Source organism: Geomonas diazotrophica, assembly GCF_019063885.1.
Taxonomy (GTDB): Bacteria; Desulfobacterota; Desulfuromonadia; order Geobacterales; family Geobacteraceae; genus Geomonas; species Geomonas diazotrophica.
Map to the genome: position 1 here is coordinate 1,322,948 of NZ_CP077684.1, position 23,572 is coordinate 1,346,519.

At 60.7% G+C, this 23,572-nt stretch carries 18 protein-coding genes and 1 tRNA gene; 10 read left to right on the plus strand and 9 right to left on the minus strand.

The window, feature by feature from the left end; genetic code table 11:
• Position 1: 1 nt before the first annotated feature.
• The 3 genes from KP003_RS05775 (at position 2) to KP003_RS05785 (ending at position 2,891) form a co-directional block, all read left to right on the plus strand.
• Positions 2-814: a 2-oxoacid:ferredoxin oxidoreductase subunit beta gene (locus tag KP003_RS05775; RefSeq protein ID WP_216500654.1), complete on the plus strand. Its 813-nt coding sequence runs from the start codon at positions 2-4 to the stop codon at positions 812-814.
• A 19-nt stretch (positions 815-833) separates the two neighbouring features.
• On the plus strand, positions 834-1,382 hold the full coding sequence (locus tag KP003_RS05780; RefSeq protein WP_216500655.1) for a 2-oxoacid:acceptor oxidoreductase family protein: 549 nt from the start codon (positions 834-836) through the stop codon (positions 1,380-1,382).
• 285 nt (positions 1,383-1,667) lie between these two features.
• Positions 1,668-2,891: an HD-GYP domain-containing protein gene (locus KP003_RS05785; protein ID WP_217300471.1), complete on the plus strand. Its 1,224-nt coding sequence runs from the start codon at positions 1,668-1,670 to the stop codon at positions 2,889-2,891.
• A 119-nt stretch (positions 2,892-3,010) separates the two neighbouring features.
• Here KP003_RS05785 and KP003_RS05790 read toward each other — a convergent pair whose 3' ends face one another.
• Positions 3,011-4,207 (minus strand): HD domain-containing protein, encoded by a 1,197-nt coding sequence (locus KP003_RS05790; protein WP_239027657.1) that lies wholly within the window; start codon positions 4,205-4,207, stop codon positions 3,011-3,013.
• Between the two features lie 197 nt (positions 4,208-4,404).
• On the minus strand, positions 4,405-5,742 hold the full coding sequence (rlmD, locus tag KP003_RS05795) for a 23S rRNA (uracil(1939)-C(5))-methyltransferase RlmD (RefSeq protein WP_217300473.1): 1,338 nt from the start codon (positions 5,740-5,742) through the stop codon (positions 4,405-4,407).
• 513 nt (positions 5,743-6,255) lie between these two features.
• Here rlmD and KP003_RS05800 point away from each other — a divergent pair.
• Entirely contained in the window at positions 6,256-6,780 is a 525-nt protein-coding gene (locus KP003_RS05800) for a YbhB/YbcL family Raf kinase inhibitor-like protein (protein WP_217300474.1), read from the plus strand.
• Between the two features lie 4 nt (positions 6,781-6,784).
• Here the strand turns inward: KP003_RS05800 and KP003_RS05805 are convergent, their stop codons facing one another.
• Both KP003_RS05805 and KP003_RS05810 read right to left on the minus strand, forming a co-directional pair.
• A complete protein-coding gene (locus tag KP003_RS05805) occupies positions 6,785-8,596 on the minus strand; it encodes an amidohydrolase (RefSeq protein WP_217300475.1) in 1,812 nt (603 codons plus the stop codon).
• A gap of 265 nt (positions 8,597-8,861) precedes the next feature.
• The gene (locus tag KP003_RS05810; protein ID WP_216500661.1) at positions 8,862-9,515 is read right to left on the minus strand and encodes a hydrolase; all 654 of its coding nucleotides are present in this window, start codon (positions 9,513-9,515) and stop codon (positions 8,862-8,864) included.
• 158 nt (positions 9,516-9,673) lie between these two features.
• Between KP003_RS05810 and ispG the strand changes: the two genes are divergently transcribed.
• The 5 genes from ispG (at position 9,674) to KP003_RS05835 (ending at position 14,411) form a co-directional block, all read left to right on the plus strand.
• The gene (gene ispG, locus KP003_RS05815) at positions 9,674-10,720 is read left to right on the plus strand and encodes a flavodoxin-dependent (E)-4-hydroxy-3-methylbut-2-enyl-diphosphate synthase (RefSeq protein WP_217300476.1); all 1,047 of its coding nucleotides are present in this window, start codon (positions 9,674-9,676) and stop codon (positions 10,718-10,720) included.
• 159 nt (positions 10,721-10,879) lie between these two features.
• A complete protein-coding gene (locus tag KP003_RS05820) occupies positions 10,880-12,601 on the plus strand; it encodes a proline--tRNA ligase (RefSeq protein WP_216500663.1) in 1,722 nt (573 codons plus the stop codon).
• 23 nt (positions 12,602-12,624) lie between these two features.
• A complete protein-coding gene (gene pyrF / locus KP003_RS05825; RefSeq protein WP_216500664.1) occupies positions 12,625-13,347 on the plus strand; it encodes an orotidine-5'-phosphate decarboxylase in 723 nt (240 codons plus the stop codon).
• A 141-nt stretch (positions 13,348-13,488) separates the two neighbouring features.
• A complete protein-coding gene (gene rlmB, locus KP003_RS05830; protein WP_216791054.1) occupies positions 13,489-14,235 on the plus strand; it encodes a 23S rRNA (guanosine(2251)-2'-O)-methyltransferase RlmB in 747 nt (248 codons plus the stop codon).
• 99 nt (positions 14,236-14,334) lie between these two features.
• Positions 14,335-14,411: transfer RNA gene (locus KP003_RS05835), tRNA-Met, on the plus strand.
• Positions 14,412-14,480: 69 nt separating this feature from the next.
• Here the strand turns inward: KP003_RS05835 and KP003_RS05840 are convergent.
• Entirely contained in the window at positions 14,481-14,987 is a 507-nt protein-coding gene (locus tag KP003_RS05840) for a response regulator (protein WP_216791056.1), read from the minus strand.
• A 271-nt stretch (positions 14,988-15,258) separates the two neighbouring features.
• Here KP003_RS05840 and KP003_RS05845 point away from each other — a divergent pair, with 271 nt between their 5' ends.
• Positions 15,259-15,744, plus strand: coding sequence for a TMEM175 family protein (locus KP003_RS05845; protein ID WP_216791058.1), 486 nt, complete (start codon positions 15,259-15,261; stop codon positions 15,742-15,744).
• A 15-nt stretch (positions 15,745-15,759) separates the two neighbouring features.
• Here the strand turns inward: KP003_RS05845 and KP003_RS05850 are convergent, their stop codons facing one another.
• From KP003_RS05850 to KP003_RS05865, 4 genes are all read right to left on the minus strand, one after another.
• Positions 15,760-17,265, minus strand: coding sequence for a B12-binding domain-containing radical SAM protein (locus KP003_RS05850; RefSeq protein WP_217300477.1), 1,506 nt, complete (start codon positions 17,263-17,265; stop codon positions 15,760-15,762).
• 442 nt (positions 17,266-17,707) lie between these two features.
• Positions 17,708-20,251, minus strand: a complete 2,544-nt coding sequence (gene mgtA, locus KP003_RS05855; protein WP_216791061.1) for a magnesium-translocating P-type ATPase — start codon at positions 20,249-20,251, stop codon at positions 17,708-17,710.
• 231 nt (positions 20,252-20,482) lie between these two features.
• On the minus strand, positions 20,483-21,772 hold the full coding sequence (locus KP003_RS05860; protein ID WP_216498592.1) for a dicarboxylate/amino acid:cation symporter: 1,290 nt from the start codon (positions 21,770-21,772) through the stop codon (positions 20,483-20,485).
• Between the two features lie 377 nt (positions 21,773-22,149).
• The gene (locus KP003_RS05865) at positions 22,150-23,571 is read right to left on the minus strand and encodes a sigma-54-dependent transcriptional regulator (RefSeq protein ID WP_217300478.1); all 1,422 of its coding nucleotides are present in this window, start codon (positions 23,569-23,571) and stop codon (positions 22,150-22,152) included.
• Position 23,572: the final 1 nt, after the last annotated feature.

Below are 23,572 nucleotides of genomic sequence, written 5' to 3' on the forward strand. Positions count from 1 at the left end.
CATGTCTTTTGATTACGATAAGTACATCCGTCCCGGCAAGCTGCCGCACATCTGGTGCCCGGGCTGCGGTCACGGCATTGTCATGAAGGGCCTGATCCGCGCGATCGACACCCTTGGTCTTCAGAAGGACAACACCGCCATCGTTTCCGGCATCGGCTGCGCATCGCGTCTCCCGGGCTACATGGATTTTTGCACCCTGCACACCGCGCATGGCCGCGCCGCCGCTTTCGCAACCGGCGTCAAGATGGCCAAGCCGGAGATGAACGTCATCCTGGTGGGCGGCGACGGCGACGGTACCGCGATCGGCGGCAACCACTTCATCCACGCCTGCCGTCGTAACATCGACATGACCTACATCATCATGAACAACAACATCTACGGCATGACCGGCGGCCAGTTCTCCCCCTGCACCCCGACTGGCGCCAAGGCGTCCACCACCGTGTACGGCAACCCGGACCCGGCGTTCGACGTCGCCAAGCTCGCCATCGGCGCAGGCGCCACCTTCGTCGCTCGCGGCACCGCGTACCACGCGACCCAGATCGACAAGCTGATCGCGGAAGCCATCCAGCACAAGGGCTTCTCCGTCGTCGAGATCCTGGACGACTGCCCGACCACCTACGGTCGCCGCAACAAGTTCAAGTCGGTCATCGAGATGATGAACCGCCTGAAGGACATCGCCGTTCCGGTCAAGGCCGCCGAGAAGATGACTGCCGAGCAGCTCGAAGGCAAGATCCTCACCGGCGTTCTGTACAAGGAAGAGCGTCCGAACTACACCGACGAATACGCGAAGGTCATTGAGCGCGCCAAGAAATAACAAAGGAGGAGAACCTCAGATGTCTCAGAGATATGAAATCAGATTTTCCGGGGCTGGTGGGCAGGGTCTCATCCTCGCCGGCGTAATCATGGCAGAAGCCGCTTCCATCTACGACGGCAAGCAGGCAGTTCAGTCCCAGAGCTACGGCCCCGAGGCAAGGGGTGGTGCATCCAAGTCGGAGGTCATCGTTTCCGACACCATGATCGACTACCCGAAAGCCACCGTGGTCGACGCGCTGCTCGCACTGACCCAGGAAGCGGCCGACAAGTACTCCCACGACCTGAAGGAAGGGGGCGTTCTGCTGATCGACTCCGACCTGGTGAAGAACATCCCCAAAGGGAACTTCAACACCGTTGCATTCCCGATCATCAACACCGCCAAGAACGAAGTCGGCCGTGAGATCGTGGCCAACATCGTGGCGCTGGGCGCCATGGTGGCACTGACCGGTGTGGTCACCAAGGAAGGCGCCGAGAAGGCAGTTCTGGCCCGCGTGCCGGAGGCTTTCATGGAGCTGAACAAGAAGGCGTTCCAGATGGGCTACGAGAAGGCCATGGCAGCACGCGCCTAATCGTCCTGACTTCCAGTCACACAGGAAAGGCCCGGCCTCACAGCCGGGCCTTTTTTTATTCAAAAAACAAACACCAAATGCCTTAACGCAAAGGCGCGGAGCGCAAAGTCGCAAAGCTAAGATAGAAGCCTGATACTCTTTGGTCTGCGTCTATTTTTACCGTCCAACTCTTAGGGCCTTTGCTGGGTGGCGACTTTGGGTTAAGTTTATTAAGCCGTTGAAGTTTCCTTGCCATCAGCTATAAACATGAGACTACTCATAACCGCGGCCAAAAAGGAAGAATGCATGCCCCAGGAACTGTGTCACCTTGCCCTCAGACAGACTCTGGATCTCATCGGACTGACCGACGAGGCGCTGAAGGACCTGACCCGCCGCAAGTTCAACAGTGACGAACTGTACCACGAAGTGCTCGGGAAACTGCTTGGCGGCAACGGCCGTCGCGGCCCCCACGGCATACTTATAGCCAACGAAGGACCGGGGGCGGTCTGCTGCAACGGCCGTGTCTTCCACTTGCAGCACGGCGAACTGCTGGAGCGCTCCGACCAGATCACCATCGAACCCGGCTCCACCTACGCGAGCAGCCTGCTCATGGTCGAAGGGGGGAGCGAGGCGGTGGCGCTCAACTGGTCCGACAGCTGCGCCAGCATCGAGGAGTTCCAGACCTTCTTCCACCCCCAGGTGGTGGCGGCCATGGGAGAGCCCATCCTGAATTTTGTGAGCTGCCGCATCAGTGGCGATGTCCGCGGCGTGATCGAAGCTTTCAACTACGCGGGGCATGTGACGGAGTACGACGCCGACGTGCTCAGAAGCGCCGCCGTGATGATCGGTTCGCTGCTCACCGTCTCCAACGGCATGCGCGAGACCGAACATGCCTTCCACTACACCATCCACGCGCTGGCACGGGCCTGTGAGGCCGCCGAGCCGGATACCGGGCGCCACATCGTGCGGGTCAACCGCTATGCCGGGGCGCTCGCGGCCAACATGGGGTTCAATACCGAGTTCGTGGACGACATCTCCTTGTCTGCGCAGATGCACGACGTGGGGAAGATCCGCATCCCGACCGAGATCCTGCTGAAAGAGGGGAGGCTGACCCCGAGAGAAATGAAGCTGGTGCGCCAGCATCCCGCATACGGCTCCGAGATCATAGGGGACTCCCCCAGGCTTAGGATCGCCAGGGAAATCGCCATCTCGCACCACGAGAACTGGGACGGCACCGGCTATCCCAAGCGGCTCAAGGGAGAGAGGATCCCGATCTCCGGTCGCATCGTGAAGGTGGCCGACGTCTACGATGCGCTGCGCTCCCGGCGCAGTTACAAGGGGGCCATGACCCACGAGGAAACCCTGGACGTGTTCAGAAACGGTGACAACCGGATCAACCCCGCCGCCCATTTCGATCCCGCAGTTTTGGCAGCCTTCTTCAGGATAGAGCACATGTTCGAGATGATCTATGACAGCTCTGTGCTCAAGCTGGGCCTCGACCGCGCCGTTGACCCGGCGAAAATAAAATAAGGATTTGCGGCAAGGAGCCGCGGGGGGGGGGACAGCGAGAATGTAGCGTTCCGCAACCTTCTCTTGATGGGGAGATGCCTGGAATGAGGAGGCTTGGAGGAGGGGGGGAGGGGAAGGTTTTATGCTCCGGTGCCTCTGAGCAACCGCTCCACCCGGTGCTGCATGATGATCTGCTGCAGCTTCTCGGGCGGTACCTCCTTGTTGTTCAGCAGGTCTGGGTCTATTCCCAGCTGCGCCGCGTTCAACTTCGCCACTTCCAGCGCGTCCTCCCATCCCGGCATGGATGCATGAAAGTCCGCCGCCACCTGCAACGGCAGGAAATCCTGGATCCCTCCTTTGATGGCATCGAGCGCCAGCCTGATCTTGGTTGAATACCGCAGTTCCTCCCACCGGTTGGCGTTGTTGTGCAGCCTGTTGGTTGCCTGCAGCGCGCGTTGCAGCGCGACCGGCAGGCGCAGCCTCTTGCAGAAGGCTGGGACCTGCTCCGCCCCCAAAGCGTCGTGCCCGTGGTGCTTGGGATGGAGATCCTGCGGCGTGTAGAGCTTCCCCAGGTCGTGGAAGAGGGCGCAGAAACGGCCGGTCGGGTCCGGCGTAAGTTGCGCCATCCGTTCCAGTACCTGCAGGGAATGCGTGAACAGGTCCCCCTCCGGGTGGTGCTGCGGCGGGCCGGCAGGAATATCCGCCATCCGGAAGATCTCGGGGAGGAAGTTGGCGCCGATGCCGAACTCCAGCATGCGGCGGAAGAAGCGGGCGGGATCCTCCTTCCCAATCGCCTTCAGCATCTCCTGGGAGAAACGCTCCACCGGAATCCGCTGCAGGTCCTTTGTCCAGTCCCGGCTTTTCAAAATCGTTTCAGCCTCAGCATCGAGCCGCCACCCCTCGCACTCGAAGCGGAAGGCACGCAGGATGCGCAGGGGGTCATCGGTGAGGCTGGTGGGACTGCAGCAGTGCAGAACGCGCCGTTCAAGGTCCGGCTTCCCGCCCAGGGGATCGTTGAGCCGGCCGTCCAGGGACATCGCCATGGCGTTCACGGTGAAGTCGCGGCGGGAGAGGTCGTCGGGGAGGGCGTCCAGCGAGGGAAGCCAGGTCACCTCGATTTTGCCGAAGGGTTCTTTGAACCGGAAGTAGATGTTGGGGGTGCTTTTCGACTCCACCAGGCGAAAGCCCAGGGTGGTGAGTTCCGGGACGGGAACCGCCGCAGCAAGGTCCACGTCCTGGCAATCGATTCCGAGCAAGACGTCCCGCACCATCCCACCGACCAGGCAGATCGAAGAGTGCAGGCGTTCAGGGAAAAACCTTTTCAGTTGCGAGATCATCTGGTCCAAGAAAGCCTCGGTTCCCTCCCTCTCCCCCCGGGAGAGGGGCGGGGTGAGGGCGTTGCCACGAAGGAGGGACTTGGCAGCGCCAGCGCCCTCACCCGGCCTTCGGCCACCCTCTCCCAGGGGGAGAGGGGATGATGGATTTTGTTTGCGCCTTTGCGGCTTTGCGTTAGCGTGAGGCTTTGTCTCCGCCTTTACGCCTTTTCCAGCAGCGCCACATCCTCGACATGCACCGTCTGCGGGAACATGTCCACCGGCTGCACCTCCAGGGTCTTGTACCCGAGCCGGGACAGGATATCCAGGTCGCGCGCCAGGGTCTCAGGCGAGCAGGAGACGTAGATGATCCTCTGCGGCTTGATGGCGGCGACGCTCTTCAGCACCTTCTCGTCGCAACCCTTCCTGGGCGGGTTCAGCACGATCAGGTCGGCGCCCCCTTCCTGTCCGATCTCGTCGATGAGATGCACCGCGTCGCCTGCCTCGAAGCTGCAGTTGTCGGCGCGGTTCATGGCCGCGTTGGCCGTGGCGTCCGCGACCGCCGCATCCACGACTTCGATGCCCACGACTTCGCGTGCCTTGTCCGCGAGGAACAGCGAGATGCCGCCGATGCCGCAGTAGAGGTCGATCACCCGCTCCTTGCCGGTCAGGCGGGCGAACTCGCGCACCTTCTCGTAGATGATGCGGGCCGCGCCGCTGTTCACCTGGAAGAAGGAGTGCGGCGACAGGTTGAAACTCTTGTCCCCGATGTAGGCCTTCAGCGTCTGCGCCTTGGTAATGGAGCGGTCCTTGTGGCCGAAGATCACGTTGCCGGTCGAGGTGTTGATATTCTGCGCCACCACGGCGACTTCAGGCACCGCCTGCTGGATGAACTTGGCCAGGTGGTGCATCTCGTTGTATCCCTCGTCGGTGGTGACGAAGACTACCATGACCTTGTTGCTCTGCTCGGCGACGCGCACCACCAGGTACCGCAGTAGCCCCATCTCGCTCTTGGGGTTGTAGATCTGCACCTTACCTTTCTTGATCCCCGCCTTGGCAGCCTTGACCACCTTGTTGATCAGCGGATGGTGCAGGTTGCAGTCGGCGATCTCCAGCACGTCGTGGCTGTTGCGTCGGTAAATGCCGATCACCGGATCGTTGTTCTTTCCCGCAACTACCAGCTTGGCGGTGTTGCGGTAGCCGAGCTCACTGGGGGAGGCGATGGTATCGTGGATCACAGCGTCGGAAAGCGACGGGAACTTCCGGATCTGCCTGGTGACCAGTCCCTTCTTCCAGGTAAGCTGGGCCGGGTAGCGCATCTGCATCAGGCCGCAGCCGTCGCAGGCCCTGCCCATTTTGCAGGCGGGGGAGGGGTTGCGGTCCGGAGAGGCTTTGATGGTCTTGATGATGTTGGCGAAGGATTCCCTGCGCCCTACGTAGGTGATCTTCGCCACCAGCGCTTCACCGGGGAGACCGCCTGCCACCAGAACTCGCGTCCCTTCGTGGTTGGCGACGCCGAACCCTTCGTCGTTGGTGGAGGTGATGTGGAGCTCCAGCACCTGACCGCTTCTCAGGGCGGGCTTCCGCTCCTCGCGCTCAGGGCGTGCCCCCTTGTCGACCCGGGCCGGCTTGGCGGCCGCTTTGCTTTCAGGAGCCCGGGGAGCTTTGAAATATTCAGGATCGCGCTGGTCGCGCGGCTTTGCAGGGGCTGGGCGTGTTTTTTTGCCGGTAAAGGATGCCGCAGCGGGACCTGCAGGCTTTGTCTTGGAGGGATGGGCTCCGGCCGTAGTTGCGGTGTTTCCAGGGGTGGAGTTGCGAGCTGCAAGGGATTGCCCAGGCTTTCCAGCTCCTGAGGGATGCTTTACTCTATCTCTTTTGGGTGCGTCGCTTTTATTTTTCATCCCTCTTGTTTAAAGGGAAACGGCATTCCTGTCAACCGCCGAATTGTCACAGGAAATTCATTGCAGGCTGACTTTAAGCCGCTAGACTGGACCCTGTAATCCCTTACGGCAGGTATTGGGAATACAGGGTACGAGGATGGACTGCCAAGCAAAGATAGATTGGAGGCGACCATGGGTGGGGTGAAGACGATTTTCCTTTGGTTAATTTTGCTGACAGCCTTCGTTGCGGTATCGGTGCAGGCCGAGGAGGTGCGGCTTAAACTGAGCAGCCCCGCTTTCAAACATGCCGGCAAGATCCCATCTCTTTACAGTTGCGACGGCTCCGATACCAGCCCGCCGCTTGCCATCGCCGGTGTCCCCAAAGAAGCCAAGTCGCTCGCCTTGGTCATGGACGATCCCGATGCGCCTGCCGGCACCTGGGTGCACTGGGTGCTCTGGAACATCGAGCCGACGACCAGGGAGATCGTGCAGGGGAGGGTGCCGCACGGCGCGGAGCAGGGGGTGAACAGCTGGCGGCGCAAAAGCTACGGCGGCCCCTGTCCCCCCTCAGGCCAGCACCGCTATTATTTCCGCCTCTATGCACTCTCCGAGCGCCTTGACCTCCCCTCCAACAGCACGAGGCTGGAACTCGACCGCGCCATGCGCGGCAAGATCCTGGCGCAGGCCGAGTTGCTCGGGGTGTTTGCGCACCGCTGATGCCCTAGTAGGCGAAACAATCGCAGCCGAGATCCCAGAAGCGCCGCTGTCGCGGCAGCCAGATGCGCGTGTGGCGGTGCGCCGGTTCAGCCTGTTTCTGCGCCGGAAGGGACGCCGTCGCCCCCTCGCGGTGATAGCCGCCGTAACGCCCCACCGGCGACCAGTCCGGGCTCACCGGTAGTGGCGGCACCAGGTTGCCGAACTCCTCGCCGCCGTACACAACCTTCCCCCCGACCACGGTCAGCACCGCCTCTATTCCTTTGATCTCCTTCTCCGGGACCTCGAAGTAGTCCGCAGAAAGGACCGCGAGGTCCGCCAAGGCCCCCGGGGCCAGGGTCCCTTTTTTTTCTTCCTCGCCGGAAAACCAGCTGCTCCCCTCGGTGTACAGCCTGAGCGCCTCCGTGCGGCTTAAACGGTTTGCCTCGGGATAGAGCAGGGTTCCGCCGATGGTGCGTCCGCTCACCAGCCAGTACAGCGACAGCCACGGGTTGTAGCTTGCCACCCGCGTCGCGTCAGTGCCGGCGCCCACCGGGATGTCCAGCGCCATCATGCTGCGCACCGGCGGGGTGTGCGAGGTATCCCCCTCTCCGTAGCGGTCGAGGAAATATTCGCCTTGGAAGGCCATCCGGTTCTGAATGGCGATGCCTCCTCCCAGCCCTTTGACCCGCTCCAGGTTCCCTGCCGTGATGGTCTCGGCGTGGTCGAAGAACCAGCGCAGCCCGTTGAAGGGGATCTCCCTGTTCACCGCCTCGAACACGTCCAGAAAGCGCGTGATCGACTCGTTGTAGGTCGCGTGCAGCCGGAAAGGCCAGCGCCTTTCAGCCAGAAGACGCACCACCGCGGCAAGCTCCTCCTCCATCGTGGGAGACAAGTCCGGGCGCGGCTCCAGGAAATCCTCGAAGTCCGCGGCCGAGAACACCAGCATCTCGCCGGCGCCGTTCATGCGGAAGAAGTCGTCCCCCTGTCCCGGCTCGGTCATCGTTACCCACTGTGAGAAGTCCCCCAGCTCACCCTTGGGATGCTGTGTGAACAGGTTGTAGGCGATGCGCAACGGTAGTTCGCCGCCCTTGGCCAGTTCACCGATGACACGGTAGTCGTCGGGGTAGTTCTGGAAGCCGCCGCCGGCATCGATGGCGCTGGTGAGCCCCAGCCGGTTCAGTTCCCTCAGGAAGTGGCGCGTCGAGTTCACCTGGTCCTCGAAATTAAGCTTGGGGCCCTTGGCGAGGCTCGCGTAGAGCAGCATGGCGTTCGGCTTCGCGATCAGGAGCCCGGTCGGGTTGCCGTTTCTGTCCCGGTCGATCATCCCCCCCGGAGGGTCGGGCGTATCCTTGCCGTACCCCAACGCGTGCAGCGCCGCCCGGTTCACCAGGGCGCGGTCGTACAGGTGCAGGACGAAGACCGGTGTGTCCGGCGCCGCGAGGTTCAGCTCCTCAAGGGTCGGCATGCGCCGCTCGGCGAACTGGAATTCGGTCCAGCCGCCGATTACCCGCACCCACTGCGGCGGCGGGGTGTGCCTTGCCTGCTCCTTGAGCATCTCCAAGGCCAGCGCCAGCGACGGGACCCCGTCCCAGCGCAGTTCCATGTTGAAGTTCAGTCCCCCCCGGATCACGTGTATGTGCGAGTCGTTCAGCCCCGGGATCACCCGACGCCCCTTGGCGTCGATCAACTGAGTGTGGTCGTCCCCCGTGGCGACCAGTTCTTCGCCGCCCAGGGCCTTCACCTTGCCGTCGCTCATCGCAATGGCCGAAGCCTCAGGGATGTGCGGGTCCAGCGTGCTGAGCCTGCCGTTATATATAATCAGGTCTGGTCCCTTCATGTCTTGCCTCCTCAAAGAGAAGCAGGCAGTGACCGAGCCCCTGCCTGCCGGAAGTACAGCCCTTTTACCTTCTTCCACTGGTGCACGCTTCCTGCCCCCATGCGGCACCACCGTCTCTGTTTCGTCAATATGCTCAGTCCACTCTCCATCTCCCTCTGGGAGAGGGGCGGGGGGAGGGGTGCCACGAAGCGACAGAAGCGGAGCATGCACCTCCCTCACCCGGCCTTCGGCCACCCTCTCCCGAAGGGCGAGGGGACAAGGGGGGCTACTTCGGCAAAACGGTGCGGCTGGCCGGCGCGCCGTGCACCATGGTATAGGCGTACTCGACCCCCTGCCCGTAGGCCCCGCAATGTTCCTTCACCACTGCGATCACCTCGTCATAGGTTTCCTTGCGAGCCCACGTCCTCTGGTACTCGAGCAGTACCTGCAGCGAGGTCATCGGCACCGCTCCGGCCTGCTCGATGCGCCGCATGGCCGCGTTGTGTGCCGTTACGCTGGTGCCTCCCGAAGCGTCCTCCACCGCGTAGACCTCGTAGCCCGCCTTCATGGCATCGAGGGTTGGGAAGGCGAGGCAGACCTCGGTCCAAAGGGCCGCCATGATCAGCTTGTTGCGCCCGGTCGCCTGCACCGCTTCCACGAACTTCGGGTCGTCCCACGAGTTCATGGAGTTCCGCTCGATGATGTCGTTGTCCGGGAAGATGTCCAGGAGTTGGGGCCACATGTTGCCGGAGAAGCTCTTGGTCTCGACGGTGGTGAGGATGGTGGGGATGCGGAAGATTCTGGCGGCTTTGGCCAGCAGCATTACGTTGTTGAAAAGGGTTTGCCTGTCTATGCTTGAGACTCCGAAAGTCATCTGAGGCTGGAAATCGATGAAGATGACCGTGCTGTTGGTTGGATTCAGCAGATCCAATTTGCTCATGACAGCTACCTCCTGTGTCTATTGTCTGCAATAGGGACAGTATAGTCCTCTAGCTAATTAGTGGCGCAGGAATTTATCGGCGGCCGCTGCCGTCCGCGGTGACGACGAGGGGTGATCCTCCTTGCTTTTCCCCATAGATTTAGCTAGTATGTCCCGCTATGAAAAAACTCACCCGGCAGATAAAGATAGGGAACGTGCCGATCGGTGGTGGCGCTCCCTGTTCCGTGCAGTCCATGTGTTCCACCGACACGAGAAACGTCGCCGCGACCCTCGACCAGATCGGTCGACTTGCCGAGGCAGGCTGCGAGATCGTGCGTTGCGCGGTACCCGACATGGATGCCGCCCAGGCCCTGGCCGCCATCAAGGCGGGCAGTCCCATGCCGCTCATCGCCGACATCCATTTCGACTACAAGCTCGCCCTCAAGGCGCTGGAATCCGGCGTGGACGGGCTGCGTCTCAACCCCGGCAACATCGGCGAGCGCTGGAAGGTTGCCGAGGTGGTCAAGGCTGCCGCCGAGCGGCAGATCCCGATCCGGATCGGTGTGAACGGCGGCTCTCTGGAGAAGGAGCTCCTGGTCAAGTACGGGCATCCGACCCCGGAGGCGATGGTCGAGTCGGCCCTGGGGCACGTGCGGATCCTGGAAGAGCTCAACTACCGCGAGATCAAGATATCCATAAAGGTCTCCGACGTATTGCGGACGCTGGAAGCTTACCAGCTCCTCTCCGAGGCGGTCGACTACCCGCTGCACATCGGCGTCACCGAGGCCGGTACCATCTTCTCCGGTACCATCAAGTCTTCCGTTGGCCTGGGCATCCTGCTGCACCAGGGGATCGGCGATACCATGCGCGTATCGCTCACCGGCGACCCGGTGCACGAGGTGCGCGTCGCCTATGACATCTTGAAGTCGCTGGGGCTCAGGCAGCGCGGCATCAACTTCGTCTCCTGCCCGACTTGCGGCAGGTGCCAGATTGATCTCATCCCCGTTGCCGAGGAGGTCGAGCGCCGCCTGGCGCACCTGGACCGGAACATCACGGTTGCGGTCATGGGGTGCTCCGTGAACGGACCCGGCGAGGCGCGCGAAGCCGACTTCGGCATCGCCGGCGGCAGGGGGGAGGGGCTTCTCTTCAAGCACGGCGAGATCCTGCGCAAAGTCCCCCAGGATCAGCTCGCGGATGCGCTCATTGAGGAAGTGCTGAAACCTTAAAACCATTGGCCGGGAAAAAATCTCAGGAACTCTGAGAGAGTCAAAAGAAGCTTGAGGTAAAACCCCTTCCGTCTTTTGCTTTTCTCCGAACTTCTCAGATTTTCTCCCTGGCTGACGGTTCTGCTTTTTGCTTTTTAAATTCACTCAGAGGTAAACCTAATGCGTTATTCCCAGTATTTCATCCCCACCGTCAAGGAAACCCCCTCTGACGCGGAGGTCATCTCCCACAAGCTTATGCTTCGCGCCGGCATGATCAGGAAACTTGCCGCCGGCATCTACAACTACCTGCCGCTGGGGCTGCGCTCCATCCGCAAGGTGGAGCAGATCGTCCGCGAGGAGATGAACAGGGCAGGGGCCATCGAGCTCCTGATGCCCGCCGTGCAGCCGGCCGAACTCTGGAAGGAATCGGGGCGCTGGGAGTTCTACGGCAAGGAGCTTTTGCGCTTCAAGGACAGAAAGGACGCCGAGTTCTGCATGGGGCCGACCCATGAGGAGGTCATCACCGACCTGATCCGCAAGGAGATCCGCAGCTACCGTCAGATGCCGATCAACCTGTACCAGATCCAGGGCAAGTTCCGCGACGAGATCCGCCCGCGCTTCGGCCTCATGCGCGGCCGCGAATTCATCATGAAGGACGCCTACTCCTTCGACGTGAACGAGGCCGGTGCCGACGTCTCCTACGAGAAGATGTACAAGGCCTACCGCCGCATCTTCGAGCGCTGCGGCCTGAAATTCCGCGCCGTCGAGGCCGATACCGGCAGCATCGGGGGGAACTACTCCCACGAGTTCATGGTGCTGGCCGACTCCGGCGAGGATGCCATCGTCTCCTGCTCCTGCTGCGAGTACGCGGCCAACATGGAGAAGGCGGAAACCAGAAGGAGCGAGGCGGTGGAACACGCCGACCCGCGCCCGATGGAACACGTCGCCACCCCCGGCCAGAAGAGCATTGAAGACGTCTCCGCGTTCCTGGGCGTGAACAGCACCCAGGTGGTGAAGACCCTGGTGCTGGTCGCCGACGGCGAGCCGGTCGTGGCACTTGTGCGCGGCGACTACGATCTCAACGAGATCAAGCTGAAGAACCACCTGGGTGCCGCCGAGCTCGAGATGGCCGAGGACGACGTGGTTCTCAAGGTGACCGGCGCACCCACCGGCTACGCGGGCCCCGTCGGCTTGGCCGGCAAGGTGAAGGTCGTCGCCGACCTCTCGCTGCAGGGGATGCACAACTTCGTCACCGGCGCCAACGCCGCCGATACCCATCTGAAGAACGTCAACATCGGGCGCGACTTCAACGTCGACGGGTACGTCGACATCAGGAACGTGGTCATAGGCGATCCCTGCCCGCGCTGCGACAGCGGCAAGCTGGAGATCTGGCGCGGCATCGAAGTGGGCCACGTCTTCAAGCTGGGGACCAAGTACTCCAAGGCGCTGAACGCGAGCTTCCTCGACGCCAACGGCAAAGAGCAGATCATCTTCATGGGATGCTACGGCATCGGCATCGGGCGTACCGTGGCCGCCTGCATCGAGCAGAACCACGACGAGAACGGCATCATCTTCCCGATCCCCATCGCGCCGTTCCACTGCATCGTATCCGCGCTTTCCGCAAAAGATGACGAAGTGAAGGCCGCCTCCGAGCAGATCTACAACGAGCTTCTGGAAGCGGGCGTGGAAGTGCTGCTCGACGACCGCGACGAGCGTCCGGGCTTCAAGTTCAAGGACGCCGACCTGATCGGCATACCGCTGAGGATCGTGGTCGGCGCCAAGACCCTGGCAGAAGGCAAAGTTGAGCTGAAGGAGAGAAGGGGTGGCGAGGTGGAGATCCTGCCCATCGCCGAAGCCGTAGCCAAGGTGAAAGCCGCCGTCAAAGAGGCACTGCAGGCATAAACCCTGATTTTAAGGATTTGACTATGACTAGAGAAGAAGCAATCAAGAAGATCATTTTCGCCATGGACGTGAAGGAATTCAGCGACGTCCAGTACTGGGCCGAGCTCCTTTCCCAGCATGTCGGCATGTTCAAGGTCGGCAAGCAGCTCTACACCGCCTGCGGCCCCGCCGCGGTGCGCATGATCCAGAAGTGCGGCGGCGAGGTGTTCCTCGACCTGAAATATCACGACATCCCGAACACCGTCGCCATGGCCGCCCTCGAGGCCGCCAACCTCGGCGTCCAGCTCTGCGACCTGCACGCCATGGGTGGCTACGAGATGATGAACAAGACCATGGAGACACTGGACAAGAACTTCAGCGGCTGCGCCGCGCGTCCCAAGGTCCTCGCAATCACCGTGCTCACCTCCTCCAACGAAGAGACCCTGCGTGGCATCGGCATCGACCTCCCGGTCCCCGAGATGGTGGTGAAGCTCGCCAAGCTCGCCAAGAGCGCCGGCGTCGACGGTGTAGTCGCCTCCCCGCAGGAAGTGGGCCTGATCAGGGAAGCCTGCGGCAAGGACTTCCTGGTGGTCACCCCAGGCGTCCGTCCGAGCTTCGCCTCCGCCGACGACCAGAAACGCATCATGACCCCGGCCGAAGCCGTCAAGGCAGGCTCCGACTACCTGGTCATCGGTCGTCCCATCGCCGCGGCCCAGAGCCCCGCCGAAGCCGCCCAGAAGATCGTCGACGAAATAGTCGCCGGCTAACCACCGACGGGCGAGGTTCACCTGTAGGGGCGAATAATCATTCGCCCCCCTTACGCATTGCGCTGATACATTGCATCATCGAGGGAGCTTCCCGTGAGCAGAAAACTCACGTCCGGAAGCTCCACCTTTTTGAGGACACATATGTCAAAAGAAGAAATCATCTACGGGCTGAATCCGGTAATGGAAGCTCTCAGGGGCTCGCGGAAGATATTCGAGCTCTTCGTCGCCGGCACCAGCGCCGACAAACGCCTGGAGAAGCTCTTAAAGCTGGCCGCCGAGAAGAAGGTCCCTGTGCGGCAGCGCGAGAAGGGCGACCTGAGCCGCCTGTGCGGCACCGAGCACCACCAGGGCGTCGCCCTGAAGGTCGAGCCCTTCCCCTACGCCGATCTCGACGACGTGCTGGAAGGACTGCACGGGACGCGCGATGGCCTGATCCTGGTTCTCGACAGCGTGCAGGACCCGCACAACCTGGGCGCCCTGATTCGGAGCGCCGCCTGCGCAGGCGCCAACGCCGTAGTCATCCCCAAGGACCGCGCCGCAGGCGTCACCGCCGTAGTCGAGAAGTCATCCGCCGGCGCGACCGAGACAGTCGCCGTGGCACAGGTGACCAACATCTCGCAGGCGCTTGAGAGTCTGAAGAAAGCCGGTTTCTGGATCTACGGAGCCGACGGCTCCGCGAAGCACACCCTCTACCAGCAAGACTTCACCGGTCCGGTGGCCCTCGTCATAGGTGGGGAGGGGGAGGGGATCCGCCCGCTGGTGAGGAAGGGGTGTGACGAAGTGGTCAGCATCCCGCTGCAGGGAGGAGTGAACTCGTTGAATGCCTCCGTAGCCGGAGGGATTTTTCTCTTTGAAGTCGTGCGTCAAAGGCTTTGCGGCAAGAAATAAGCAAACAGGAATGAATCTCCTTCATCCCTGTTGATTTTGTCCAAATGTTTACATTGACTTGGTTCGGCCGGTGTAGTATAAAGGTCGAGTTGTTCATGACGCGGGGTGGAGCAGTCTGGTAGCTCGTCGGGCTCATAACCCGAAGGTCACAGGTTCAAATCCTGTCCCCGCAACCAAACAAACTCAGCCAGTTGGCCTAAAAGCTAGCTGGCTTTTTTGTTGTGCCGATGCAGGTCCCCCCTCCACTATCGTTTAGCGAACCTTTCACCCAATTTCCCTTGGCAGGTTGTCTGCAACCGCCGGCCGGCCTCATCCACCTCAGGCACTTCACAAATCAGCCAAAATGCTGCGATTACCTTCAGCAGTTCAACCAACTGGCCGGGATCCTGCGGTTTGACGATATAGGCGCTGGCTCCCAGCGTATAAGCCTTCTTGACGTCATCCAAGTCATTTGACGATGAAAGTACGATGGTGGGAATGATGGCAGATTCTGGGGTACCCTGCAGGAATTCGAGAATCGAAAAACCGTCACCGGGAAACATTTTCAAGTCAGTGAGAAGGAATGAGGGATACTGATAATTTGAACGGTCAGCAAACACTCCTTCTCCTCTGAGGTATGCAATGGCTTCTTCTCCACATGTCACTAATCGCAGTTCTGCTTTTACGAGGCTGGTCTTAAAAGCTCGTTCCATGAGCACCCGATCGTTTGGGTCATCATCCGCCACAAGAATTGTGTACTTTGTGCGCGTCATGGGATGGATTTGTCCTCACTCATCAGTCCGCAGGCTCCATCTATTGTCTGTTGGTCCCATTGTAACACGTTCCCAGGCAGTTATAATGTTCAACTGTCGTGACAACAGAGTGTTACGTCTCCGTTAAAAGCTGAAAACTGAGTGCGTCGGTACCAGACAACAAGGTGTGACGTTCAGAGTTTTTGGCACGCGGGAAATCCTGTGCCGGCTTGGATGGAAGCTTTGGGTGAGTGCTTCGGTGGCAACGTCTTGGCTTACAGCAGAGGAGACCATGACCGAAAGTGTTGCAGGAAATGAAACCGGGCGCATTGAGGCGTTCAGCGACGGAGTTTTCGCCATCGCCATAACCCTGCTTGTCCTGACCATCAAGGTGCCCACTCCTTCCGACCTTGGTGCCGGTCATAGCCTGGGTTCCGCTTTGCTGGCGCTGTGGCCCCATTACCTTGCCTTCGTGACGAGCTTTGTCACGGTCCTTGCCAAGTGGGTGAACCACCACCGGATTTTCACTTTCGTCCGGACAAGCGATCACACTTTCCTGTACTTGAACGGTCTGGTGCTGATGCTTGTGACTTTCCTGCCGTTTCCGACCGCCTTGGTGGCGGAATACCTGCTTCGCCCCGAAGCGAAAGTGGCCATCGGCAGATCGAAGGAAAACCGGAATGCCCAGGCTCCGTCACGGGCGGTCGCGAAGACGTTCCGTCTGGCTCGAACTGCGCAGCCCATGCCTCCCCTCGTTCTCCCGAGACCCTCCCCTTGATCACACCCGGCACTTTCACCGGTCGCTGCGCGGCGGGGAGCAGATCTGGTCGGAAACGGTACGGAAATGAAAACCGTAGATGGTCAGCGTTATGGTCAACGGGAGTAGTCGCGGTTTCGTGAGGAGCGTCCAGGAAAAAACCTTCCAATAATGCAGCCGCTCCTTGCCCAGAATCCCCAGAAAAAATATGGATCTGATAAATGCCCTGATGTCACGCCACTGCAGCGTGGAAAACGGGGATGGTCCCGAAAGCCGGTACTCTTTCAGGAAGGTCATCAGGCGCTCATAGAAATAATCCGGGGAATAAATGGTCCTCACGAGTCGCTGGTAGCCTTCTATCAGCACCTGTGGGCTCATCTTCGGGGCAAAAGTGAGGGTGGTATCGGTGTTGTTGCCATTGGCAGTGCTGATGATCCTTCCTTCGCTGGCGAGCCGGCTATGCAACTTGGTACCCCGCAGGACCATCAGTATTCCCACCATGGCCGTAACGATGCCGCTTTCCTGGATGAAGCGGATCTGCTTGTCGAAGATGGCCGGCGAGTCGCTGTCGAAACCCACGATGAAGCCTCCCTGCACCTGAAGCCCCGCCCGTTGGATATAGCGCACCGAGGCAAGGAGATCTCGGTCGTGGTTTTGCAGTTTGCCCGTTTCCCTCAGGGAATCAGGTTCCGGGGTTTCGATGCCGATGAAGACCTCCTGGAACCCGGCGGCGACCATCAACTCGAGGAGGCGCGGGTCGTCCGCAAGGTTGATGGATGCCTCGGTATAGAAGAAGAACGGGTGTCCGTGCTCCTCCATCCAGGAGATCATCGCCGGGAGGACCTCGTTTTTCAGCTTCCGTTTATCGCCGATGAAGTTGTCGTCGACGAAAAAAACCCCACCGCGCCATCCCCTGGAGTGGAGCGCCTCGAGTTCGGCTATAACCTGTTCGGTGGTTTTGGTTCTCGGGTTGTGGCCGAACATTGCGGTGATGTCGCAAAACTCGCAGTCGAAGGGACATCCCCTTGAATATTGTATGTTCATGGAGGCGTACTTGCGCATGTCGATCAGCGCCCATCGCGGGATCGGCGTACACGAAAGGTCGGGGCGCTCGTCGGGGAGGTAAAGCCGCTGCGGCGTCTTTTGGTCGAGATCCAACAGAAAACGCGGTAACGTGACCTCGGCCTCGCCGAGCACCAGGTGGTCCACTTCCGGGAACTCGTCATGGCATGTCGAGAAAAGCGGGCCTCCGGCAACGGTCTTGATCCGCAGAGCGCCGCATCGGCTCAGAACTTCACGTGCGGACTCCCTCTGGACCGTCATGGCACTGAGGAACACGTAATCGGCCCACTGCAGGTCATCATCGGAAAGCCCCTCGACGTTGAGATCGATCAGCCTCATTTCCCAGCTGTCTGGGATGAGCGCCGCAACGGTAAGAAGGCCCAGGGGAGGAAACGCGGCCTTTTTCCCGATAAACGGCATTGCATAGCTGAAACTCCAGTAGGTATCCGGGTACTTCGGGTAGACGAACAGGACCTTCATTTTTCCCTCCCAGAGCGATACGAGCAGCCATCAGGAAGATGAACAGGTAGGGGATGATGGTGGAAATGAGGACGTTGCGGCGTTGAATCCTGACCCGTTGGTAAAAGGCACCGACATGGCGATTTCAAGATGGAAGGCCGGGAAACTGAAAAAACAGCATGAAGCAGCGTGCCGCTTTTCACCGGGGGCGGTAATCAAAAGGCCCCGGCATCCTGCCTGCGGTGTCGATAGCGCATTTTCTTTATATCATGAATCGAATAAAATGCACGACGGAGAGCCAACGGCCGGCCTGCGGCCTCATGGCCTGCAAACGAGGTTCAGTTCGTGCCGGTGAAGGGGCGAAAATGAACACAAAGCCTCGATTGACAGCAAATGAGGTTTTTTGGGGGGGAGGGGAGCGCCTGTAACGTGGAGCGCGGACCTTCCCGCTCGACGCGCTTCACTATGTGACAAAGCGCTGGAAGAACCACCGTTTCATGCCCTCCACCGCCAGCAGATAGGCGAGCAAAATGGCGGCAAGTATCAGAAAAAAGTATCCCGGCACAGCCACAAAACCAAGACTCACGCCGGCAGGGGTGAACGGCAGCGCACCCGCCAGCGCCACCACAATGAGCGAACAGGCGATCAGCCAGGGACTGGGGCGGCTTTTGAAAGGGTTCTTCCGGGTACGGATGATGAAGATGACCAGCACCTGGGTGGCCATTGACTCGATGAACCATCCGGTATGAAACAGCGCCTCGCCGGCATGGAAAACCGTCAGCATGATGTAGAAAGTGAGGAAATCGAAGACCGAACTGACCGGTCCGATCACCAGCATGAAGTTTCGGATGAAGTTCATGTCCCAGTGCCGGGGATGGCTTAGGTAATCGTCATCCACCCGGTCAAGCGGAATAGGGAGTTCCGATACGTCGTAGAGGAGATTGTTGAGGAGGATCTGAACCGGCAGCATGGGAAGAAAGGGAAGAAAGATCGAGGCCCCTGCCATGCTGAACATGTTGCCGAAATTGGAGCTGGTGCCCATCATTATGTATTTCATGATGTTGCCGAAGGTGCGGCGTCCTTCGAGGACCCCGGCATGGAGCACTTCCAGGTCCTGCTCCAGAAGGATCATGTCCGCCGCCGCTTTGGCCACGTCAACGGCACTGTCCACGGAAATGCCCACGTCCGCCGAATGAAGGGACGGGGCGTCATTGATACCGTCGCCGAGATACCCCACCACGTGGCCCCGCCGTTTCAGGGCCAGGATGACCCGGTTTTTCTGCGCAGGGGGCACGCGGCAGAACAGGTTCGCCTGCTCAACCCGCGCGGCGAGTGCCATGTCATCCATCTGCTGGATTTCCGAGCCGGTCAGTACCCCGGTCACCGGAAGGCCGAGCTGCGCGAAGATATGCTGGGTCACCAGTTCGTTGTCCCCGGTGATGATCTTGACCGCGACCCGATCGGCGGCAAGTCCGGCCAGGGCCGCCTTGGCGCTCACTTTGGGTGGATCGAGGAAGGCGGCAAAGCCTGCAAAGACCAGATCCGCTTCATCGCCCACCACGGCATGGGGGTGGGCGGGGCCGACCTGCCGAGTGGCGATTCCCAATACCCGGAACCCCTCGTTGCTGAGCGCCTCGAATTGCGCGTTGATACTCTGACGCGCCGCGGCGTCCAGCGGACGCTGATCCGCTTCCGTTTCCCCCTCGTAGTGCTCCGACAGCCGCAGGATGTCTTCGGGAGCCCCTTTGACCACCAGCATCCTGGTCGTGGAGTTGTCCAAGAGCACGGAAATCCGGCGCCGCTCGAAGTCGAACGGCACTTCATCTATCTTCTGCCAGCCGCTCGCGTCGATCTCGGTGTGCTCGAGAATGGCGTCGTCCAGGGGACTCTTCAATCCCGTTTCGAAGTAACTGTTGTAATAGGCCAATTCCAGGACCCGTCGACTCTCCTTGCCCAGGGGGCTCTGGTGACGTTCCAGATGGATGCGGGCCTCGGTCAGGGTGCCGGTCTTGTCGGTGCAGAATACATCCATGCTGCCCAGGTTGTGGATCGAGGCCAGCCTTTTAACGATTACCTTTTGGGCCGCCATGCGCAGGGCCCCCCGCGACAGGGTCACGGAGACAACCATGGGGAGAAGCTCGGGGGTCAGTCCCACGGCAAGGGCCACTGCAAAAAGGAACGATTCGAGCCAGGGGCGGTGAAAGAAGGCGTTGACCAGCAGCACGAACAATACGAGCAGCACCGTCATGCGCATGATGAGAAGTCCGAAACGGCGGGTCCCCTGTTCAAAGGCGGTTGGGGGGGGCTTGGCAAGCAGGGTGTCGGCGATGGCGCCGAGTTCGGTGTCCTGACCGGTGCGGCACATAAGCACCCTGGCCGTGCCGCTTATCACGGACGTTCCCAAGAGCACCGTGTTCCCTGCGACGAGAACATCGGTTTCTTCAGGTAACTCACTCGGTGCCTTTTCTACGGGGAAAGCTTCCCCGGTCAGCAGGGCCTGGTTTACGAAAAAGTCCTTTGCCTCCAGCACGCGTCCGTCGCAGGGAATCAGGTCGCCGGCGGCGAGAAGTGCAACATCCCCCGGCACCATCCCCGCAATCGGTATCTCCGATGGCTTGCCATCCCGCAGCACCTGTGCACGTACTGCCACAGACTGGCGCAGGCGTTCCGCTGCCTGTCCGGCCCGGTATTCCTGGACGAAATCGAGGGTGACGCTGATGAGGACGATGGTGCCGATGATGAAGAAGCTGGTGGCGTCACCGGTGAATGCGGACAATGCGCTGGCTGTCAGAAGGATTATGACAAGGGGGTTGCGGAACTTCACGAGAAACTGCAGGATCAGAGACCTTTTGCGCTCCCCATGGATAAGGTTGGGGCCGAACTGGACCAGGCGACGGGCCGCCTCGGTACTGTCCAGTCCATCAGGGGGCGCGGCCAACTGCTCCAAGAGAGCGGCGATAGGACGTTGCCAGAAACTGGGGTCAGTTTTGACCACGGTTGCAGACATGATGGCTACCCCCTTTCGACCTACGAAGGACGTACACCAAACTGTACCCCAATTCGGTAATTTTTTTGAGATTCAGTGTCGATCTCCAAAGAGCCAGGATGCCAATGAAGAAGGCTTTGCATAAAAAAGGCGCCAGGTTCTCACCTGGCGCCTGTAACAGTAGAGGTCGGGCGCCGAACTCCTCCTACACTCAGAACCTCCTACACTCAGAACCATCTGTTAACTGCGTTGCTAATCCTGCACCGGGAGCGCGGCGAGGACCATCTCTTCGTCCTCCTCCGTCTCCGGTTCCGCCCCGAGATCTCCTTCCCACTTCGCAACGACGGCGGTGGCGATACTGTTGCCGATCACGTTGGTCGCGGTACGCCCCATGTCGAGGAACTGGTCGATGCCCATGATGAGCAGCAGGCCCGCCTCCGGCAGGTTGAACATGGGAAGCGTCGCCGCAACCACCACCAGCGAGGCGCGCGCAACGCCGGCCATCCCCTTGCTGGTCAGCATCATCACGAGCAGGAGGGCGATCTGCTTGGAGATGGAAAGCTCGATGTTGTAGACCTGGGCGATGAAGATGACGGCAAAGGCCTGGTACATCATGGAGCCGTCCAGGTTGAAGGAGTAGCCGAGCGGCAGCACGAAGCCGGAGACCTTTTCCTTAACCCCGAAGCGCTCCAGGGATTCCAGGGTCTGCGGATACGCGGCCTCGCTGCTCGCGGTGGAGAAGGCGATCAGCATCGGCTCGCGGATCATCTTGAGCAGGGTCCAGGTGGAGTTACGCAGGAACAGGTAGCCGGCCCCGATCAGCACGGCCCAAAGGACAACCAGCCCGATGTAGAAGCTCCCGATGAACTTGCCGTAGGTGGTCAGCACGCCGAGCCCCTGGACGGTGATGCAGGAAGCCATGGCGGCGAAGACCCCGAGCGGAGCGAGGCGCATGACGTAGTCGGTCACCTTGAGCATGATGTGCACCAGTTCCTTCACGAAGGCGACCACGGTCTTGGTGGTGTCGTCCTTGAAGGAGGCGATGGCGAACCCGAAGAAAACGGAGAAGATCAGGATCTGCAGGATCGAGTTCTTCGCCATGGCATCGAGGAAGCTGGTCGGGAAGATGTTGGTGACGAAATCCTTGAAATTGAGGGCGGCGACGTTGAGGTTGGTGGCAGCGCCGGTTGCCGGGGCGGGGAGGGAGGTGCCGACGCCTGGCTGGAACAGGTTGACGAACACCATGCCCAGCACCAGGGAGATCACCGAGGCACAGAGGAACCAGGCCATGGCGCGCATCCCGATGCGACCGATCGCTTTGGAGTCGCCGTTGCCGGCGATGCCGGAGACGATGGTGCCAAAGACCAGCGGCGCGATGATCATCTTGATCAGGCGCAGAAAGACCGCCGATATGATGTCGAAATACCCTGCGATGGTTTTGGCCGCCTTGGCGTCAGGCGCTGAAACGTTGCAGAAGTAGCCGACGACGATTCCGAGAATCATCGCCACCAGGATGTAGAGGGTCAGTTTGTTCTTTTTCATGCCGCGTTCTCCTTCAAGTTGAATTGCATCGTGGTCCCCAATTTCACAGCTTCCCATAAAATAGTTTTCTACATCCTGCAGTACTTCGCAGATAGCAAGACAACTGCCAACATCGCGCTGAAACGGTAAGTTGCGGTAATTGCGCTACCTTTGAAGAGTGAAAGGGTGGCGGGGGAGGGGTAGGGGGGTATAACCTGCAGGCGGAAAAGCGGGCTCGTGAGGCAAATACTCGTGTGATTAACCTTGGTTGGGGCGTTTTTCGGGGAGGTTATAGAAGGGGGGCAGGTTATAGGGGTTTGCCAGGAGGGAAGGGACGCGGAGCCCCTCCCGGCCGCGGAGGCGGCGCGCGAGGGTAAAACTGCGTTGGGTGATGGTGATTACGGTGAAGAATCCCCAGTCTTTTTGAGGCGTTTACTCAGCGCGGGTTGGGAAACACCGATCAGCCGGCAGGCGATGGACTGGTTTCCCTCGGCCCGGCGCATTGCCTCGGCGACCAGGAGATCGCTTACCTCGTGCAGGGCGGGGAGCGGTTCGGTTGGGACGAAAACGCTGCGCTGCCCCTGCTCGTTGAGCCGCACCGGCCGGTTCAGGTCCATGCCGAGGACCCGTTTGAAGGTTTCAAGGGAAAGCATGTGCGCCTCGTGGCGGCTCATGGCGTCGTAGACCAGCGCCCGCAGCTCCCTGACGTTGCCCGGAAAGGAGTAGTTGGTCAGCAAAACCGGCAGCTCCTTCGGGACGGTCGGCTTCTTCTTCTTGAGTTCCCGGGCCGCCTCCTCGAGGAAGTGGTCGAAGAGGAGCGGGATGTCGTCCGGGCGCTCCCGCAGCGCCGGGATGTGGATGTGGTGACCGCACAGGCGGTAGTAGAAATCCTTGCGGAACTCGCCTGCCGCCTGCTTGGCGGCCAGGTCGTGATGGGTCGCCACGACCACCCGCGCGTTCATCCGTTTCGGCACGTCGCTGCCGAGAGAGAAATACTCCCCCTCCTGCAAAAGGCGCAGCAGTTTCACCTGCGACGTGATGGCCAGGTCCCCGATCTCGTCCAGGAACAGCGTCCCGTCCGCCGCACGCTCGATCATGCCGCTGCGGGGGAGTTCGGCCCCGGTGAAGGCGCCCCTGGTGTGGCCAAAGAGCGTGTCGCTGAAGATCTGGTCGTCCAGCCCCGCCACGTTGACCGAGACGAGCTGGCCGGGGCGCCGGCTCACCCTGTGGACCGCCCGCGCCACCAGCTCTTTGCCGACCCCGCTTTCACCGGTGATCAGGATCGGCTGGCTGCTGCCGGCCACCGCCTCGATGTAGCGGAAGATGGAGAGCATGGCCCGGTCCGCCGTGAGGATGTCGGAGAAGGCCTCGGCGTGCTCCAGCCGGTCGCTGAGGATGCGCGATTTCATCTCGCGGTTTTCCCGCTGCAGGTCGATCATCCGGACGGCGCGGTGGATCCCCTGGATCAGCCGCTCCTCCTCCACGGTCTTCACGAAGAAGTCGAAGGCCCCCTTCTGCATGCACTCAACGGCGACCGAAACCTGGTTCAGCCCGCTCAGCACGATGACCGGGACCTCCGGGTGCTCTTCGATGATGGCGGGGAGGAGATCCTGTCCGGAGAGGTGCGGCATGTTCAAGTCCAATAGGACCAGGCCGATGGGGCGGGACCGGAGCAACTCCAGGACCTTCCTGCTATCGGAACAGCGCACCACGTTGTTTATGCCTCCCGACATGGCGAGGGTCATGCTGATGCTGCGCAGCCACGCCTCTTCGTCGTCCACCAGGAGGATCTCGAATGCCGGGGTCAGTGAGTCGATCATG

Excerpts from the sequence above, each read along its gene's own strand:
- KP003_RS05860 (WP_216498592.1), bottom strand. The coding sequence starts at position 21,772 with ATGAAAAAGAACAAACTGACCCTCTACATCCTGGTGGCGATGATTCTC.
- KP003_RS05850 (WP_217300477.1), bottom strand. The coding sequence starts at position 17,265 with ATGAAGGTCCTGTTCGTCTACCCGAAGTACCCGGATACCTACTGGAGT.
- mgtA (WP_216791061.1), bottom strand. The coding sequence starts at position 20,251 with ATGTCTGCAACCGTGGTCAAAACTGACCCCAGTTTCTGGCAACGTCCT.
- ispG (WP_217300476.1), top strand. The coding sequence starts at position 9,674 with ATGAAAAAACTCACCCGGCAGATAAAGATAGGGAACGTGCCGATCGGT.
- KP003_RS05820 (WP_216500663.1), top strand. The coding sequence starts at position 10,880 with ATGCGTTATTCCCAGTATTTCATCCCCACCGTCAAGGAAACCCCCTCT.
- KP003_RS05775 (WP_216500654.1), top strand. The coding sequence starts at position 2 with ATGTCTTTTGATTACGATAAGTACATCCGTCCCGGCAAGCTGCCGCAC.
- KP003_RS05805 (WP_217300475.1), bottom strand. The coding sequence starts at position 8,596 with ATGAAGGGACCAGACCTGATTATATATAACGGCAGGCTCAGCACGCTG.
- rlmB (WP_216791054.1), top strand. The coding sequence starts at position 13,489 with ATGTCAAAAGAAGAAATCATCTACGGGCTGAATCCGGTAATGGAAGCT.
- KP003_RS05785 (WP_217300471.1), top strand. The coding sequence starts at position 1,668 with ATGCCCCAGGAACTGTGTCACCTTGCCCTCAGACAGACTCTGGATCTC.
- KP003_RS05790 (WP_239027657.1), bottom strand. The coding sequence starts at position 4,207 with ATGATCTCGCAACTGAAAAGGTTTTTCCCTGAACGCCTGCACTCTTCG.
- KP003_RS05800 (WP_217300474.1), top strand. The coding sequence starts at position 6,256 with ATGGGTGGGGTGAAGACGATTTTCCTTTGGTTAATTTTGCTGACAGCC.
- KP003_RS05810 (WP_216500661.1), bottom strand. The coding sequence starts at position 9,515 with ATGAGCAAATTGGATCTGCTGAATCCAACCAACAGCACGGTCATCTTC.
- KP003_RS05780 (WP_216500655.1), top strand. The coding sequence starts at position 834 with ATGTCTCAGAGATATGAAATCAGATTTTCCGGGGCTGGTGGGCAGGGT.
- KP003_RS05840 (WP_216791056.1), bottom strand. The coding sequence starts at position 14,987 with ATGACGCGCACAAAGTACACAATTCTTGTGGCGGATGATGACCCAAAC.
- KP003_RS05845 (WP_216791058.1), top strand. The coding sequence starts at position 15,259 with ATGACCGAAAGTGTTGCAGGAAATGAAACCGGGCGCATTGAGGCGTTC.
- pyrF (WP_216500664.1), top strand. The coding sequence starts at position 12,625 with ATGACTAGAGAAGAAGCAATCAAGAAGATCATTTTCGCCATGGACGTG.
- KP003_RS05865 (WP_217300478.1), bottom strand. The coding sequence starts at position 23,571 with ATGATCGACTCACTGACCCCGGCATTCGAGATCCTCCTGGTGGACGAC.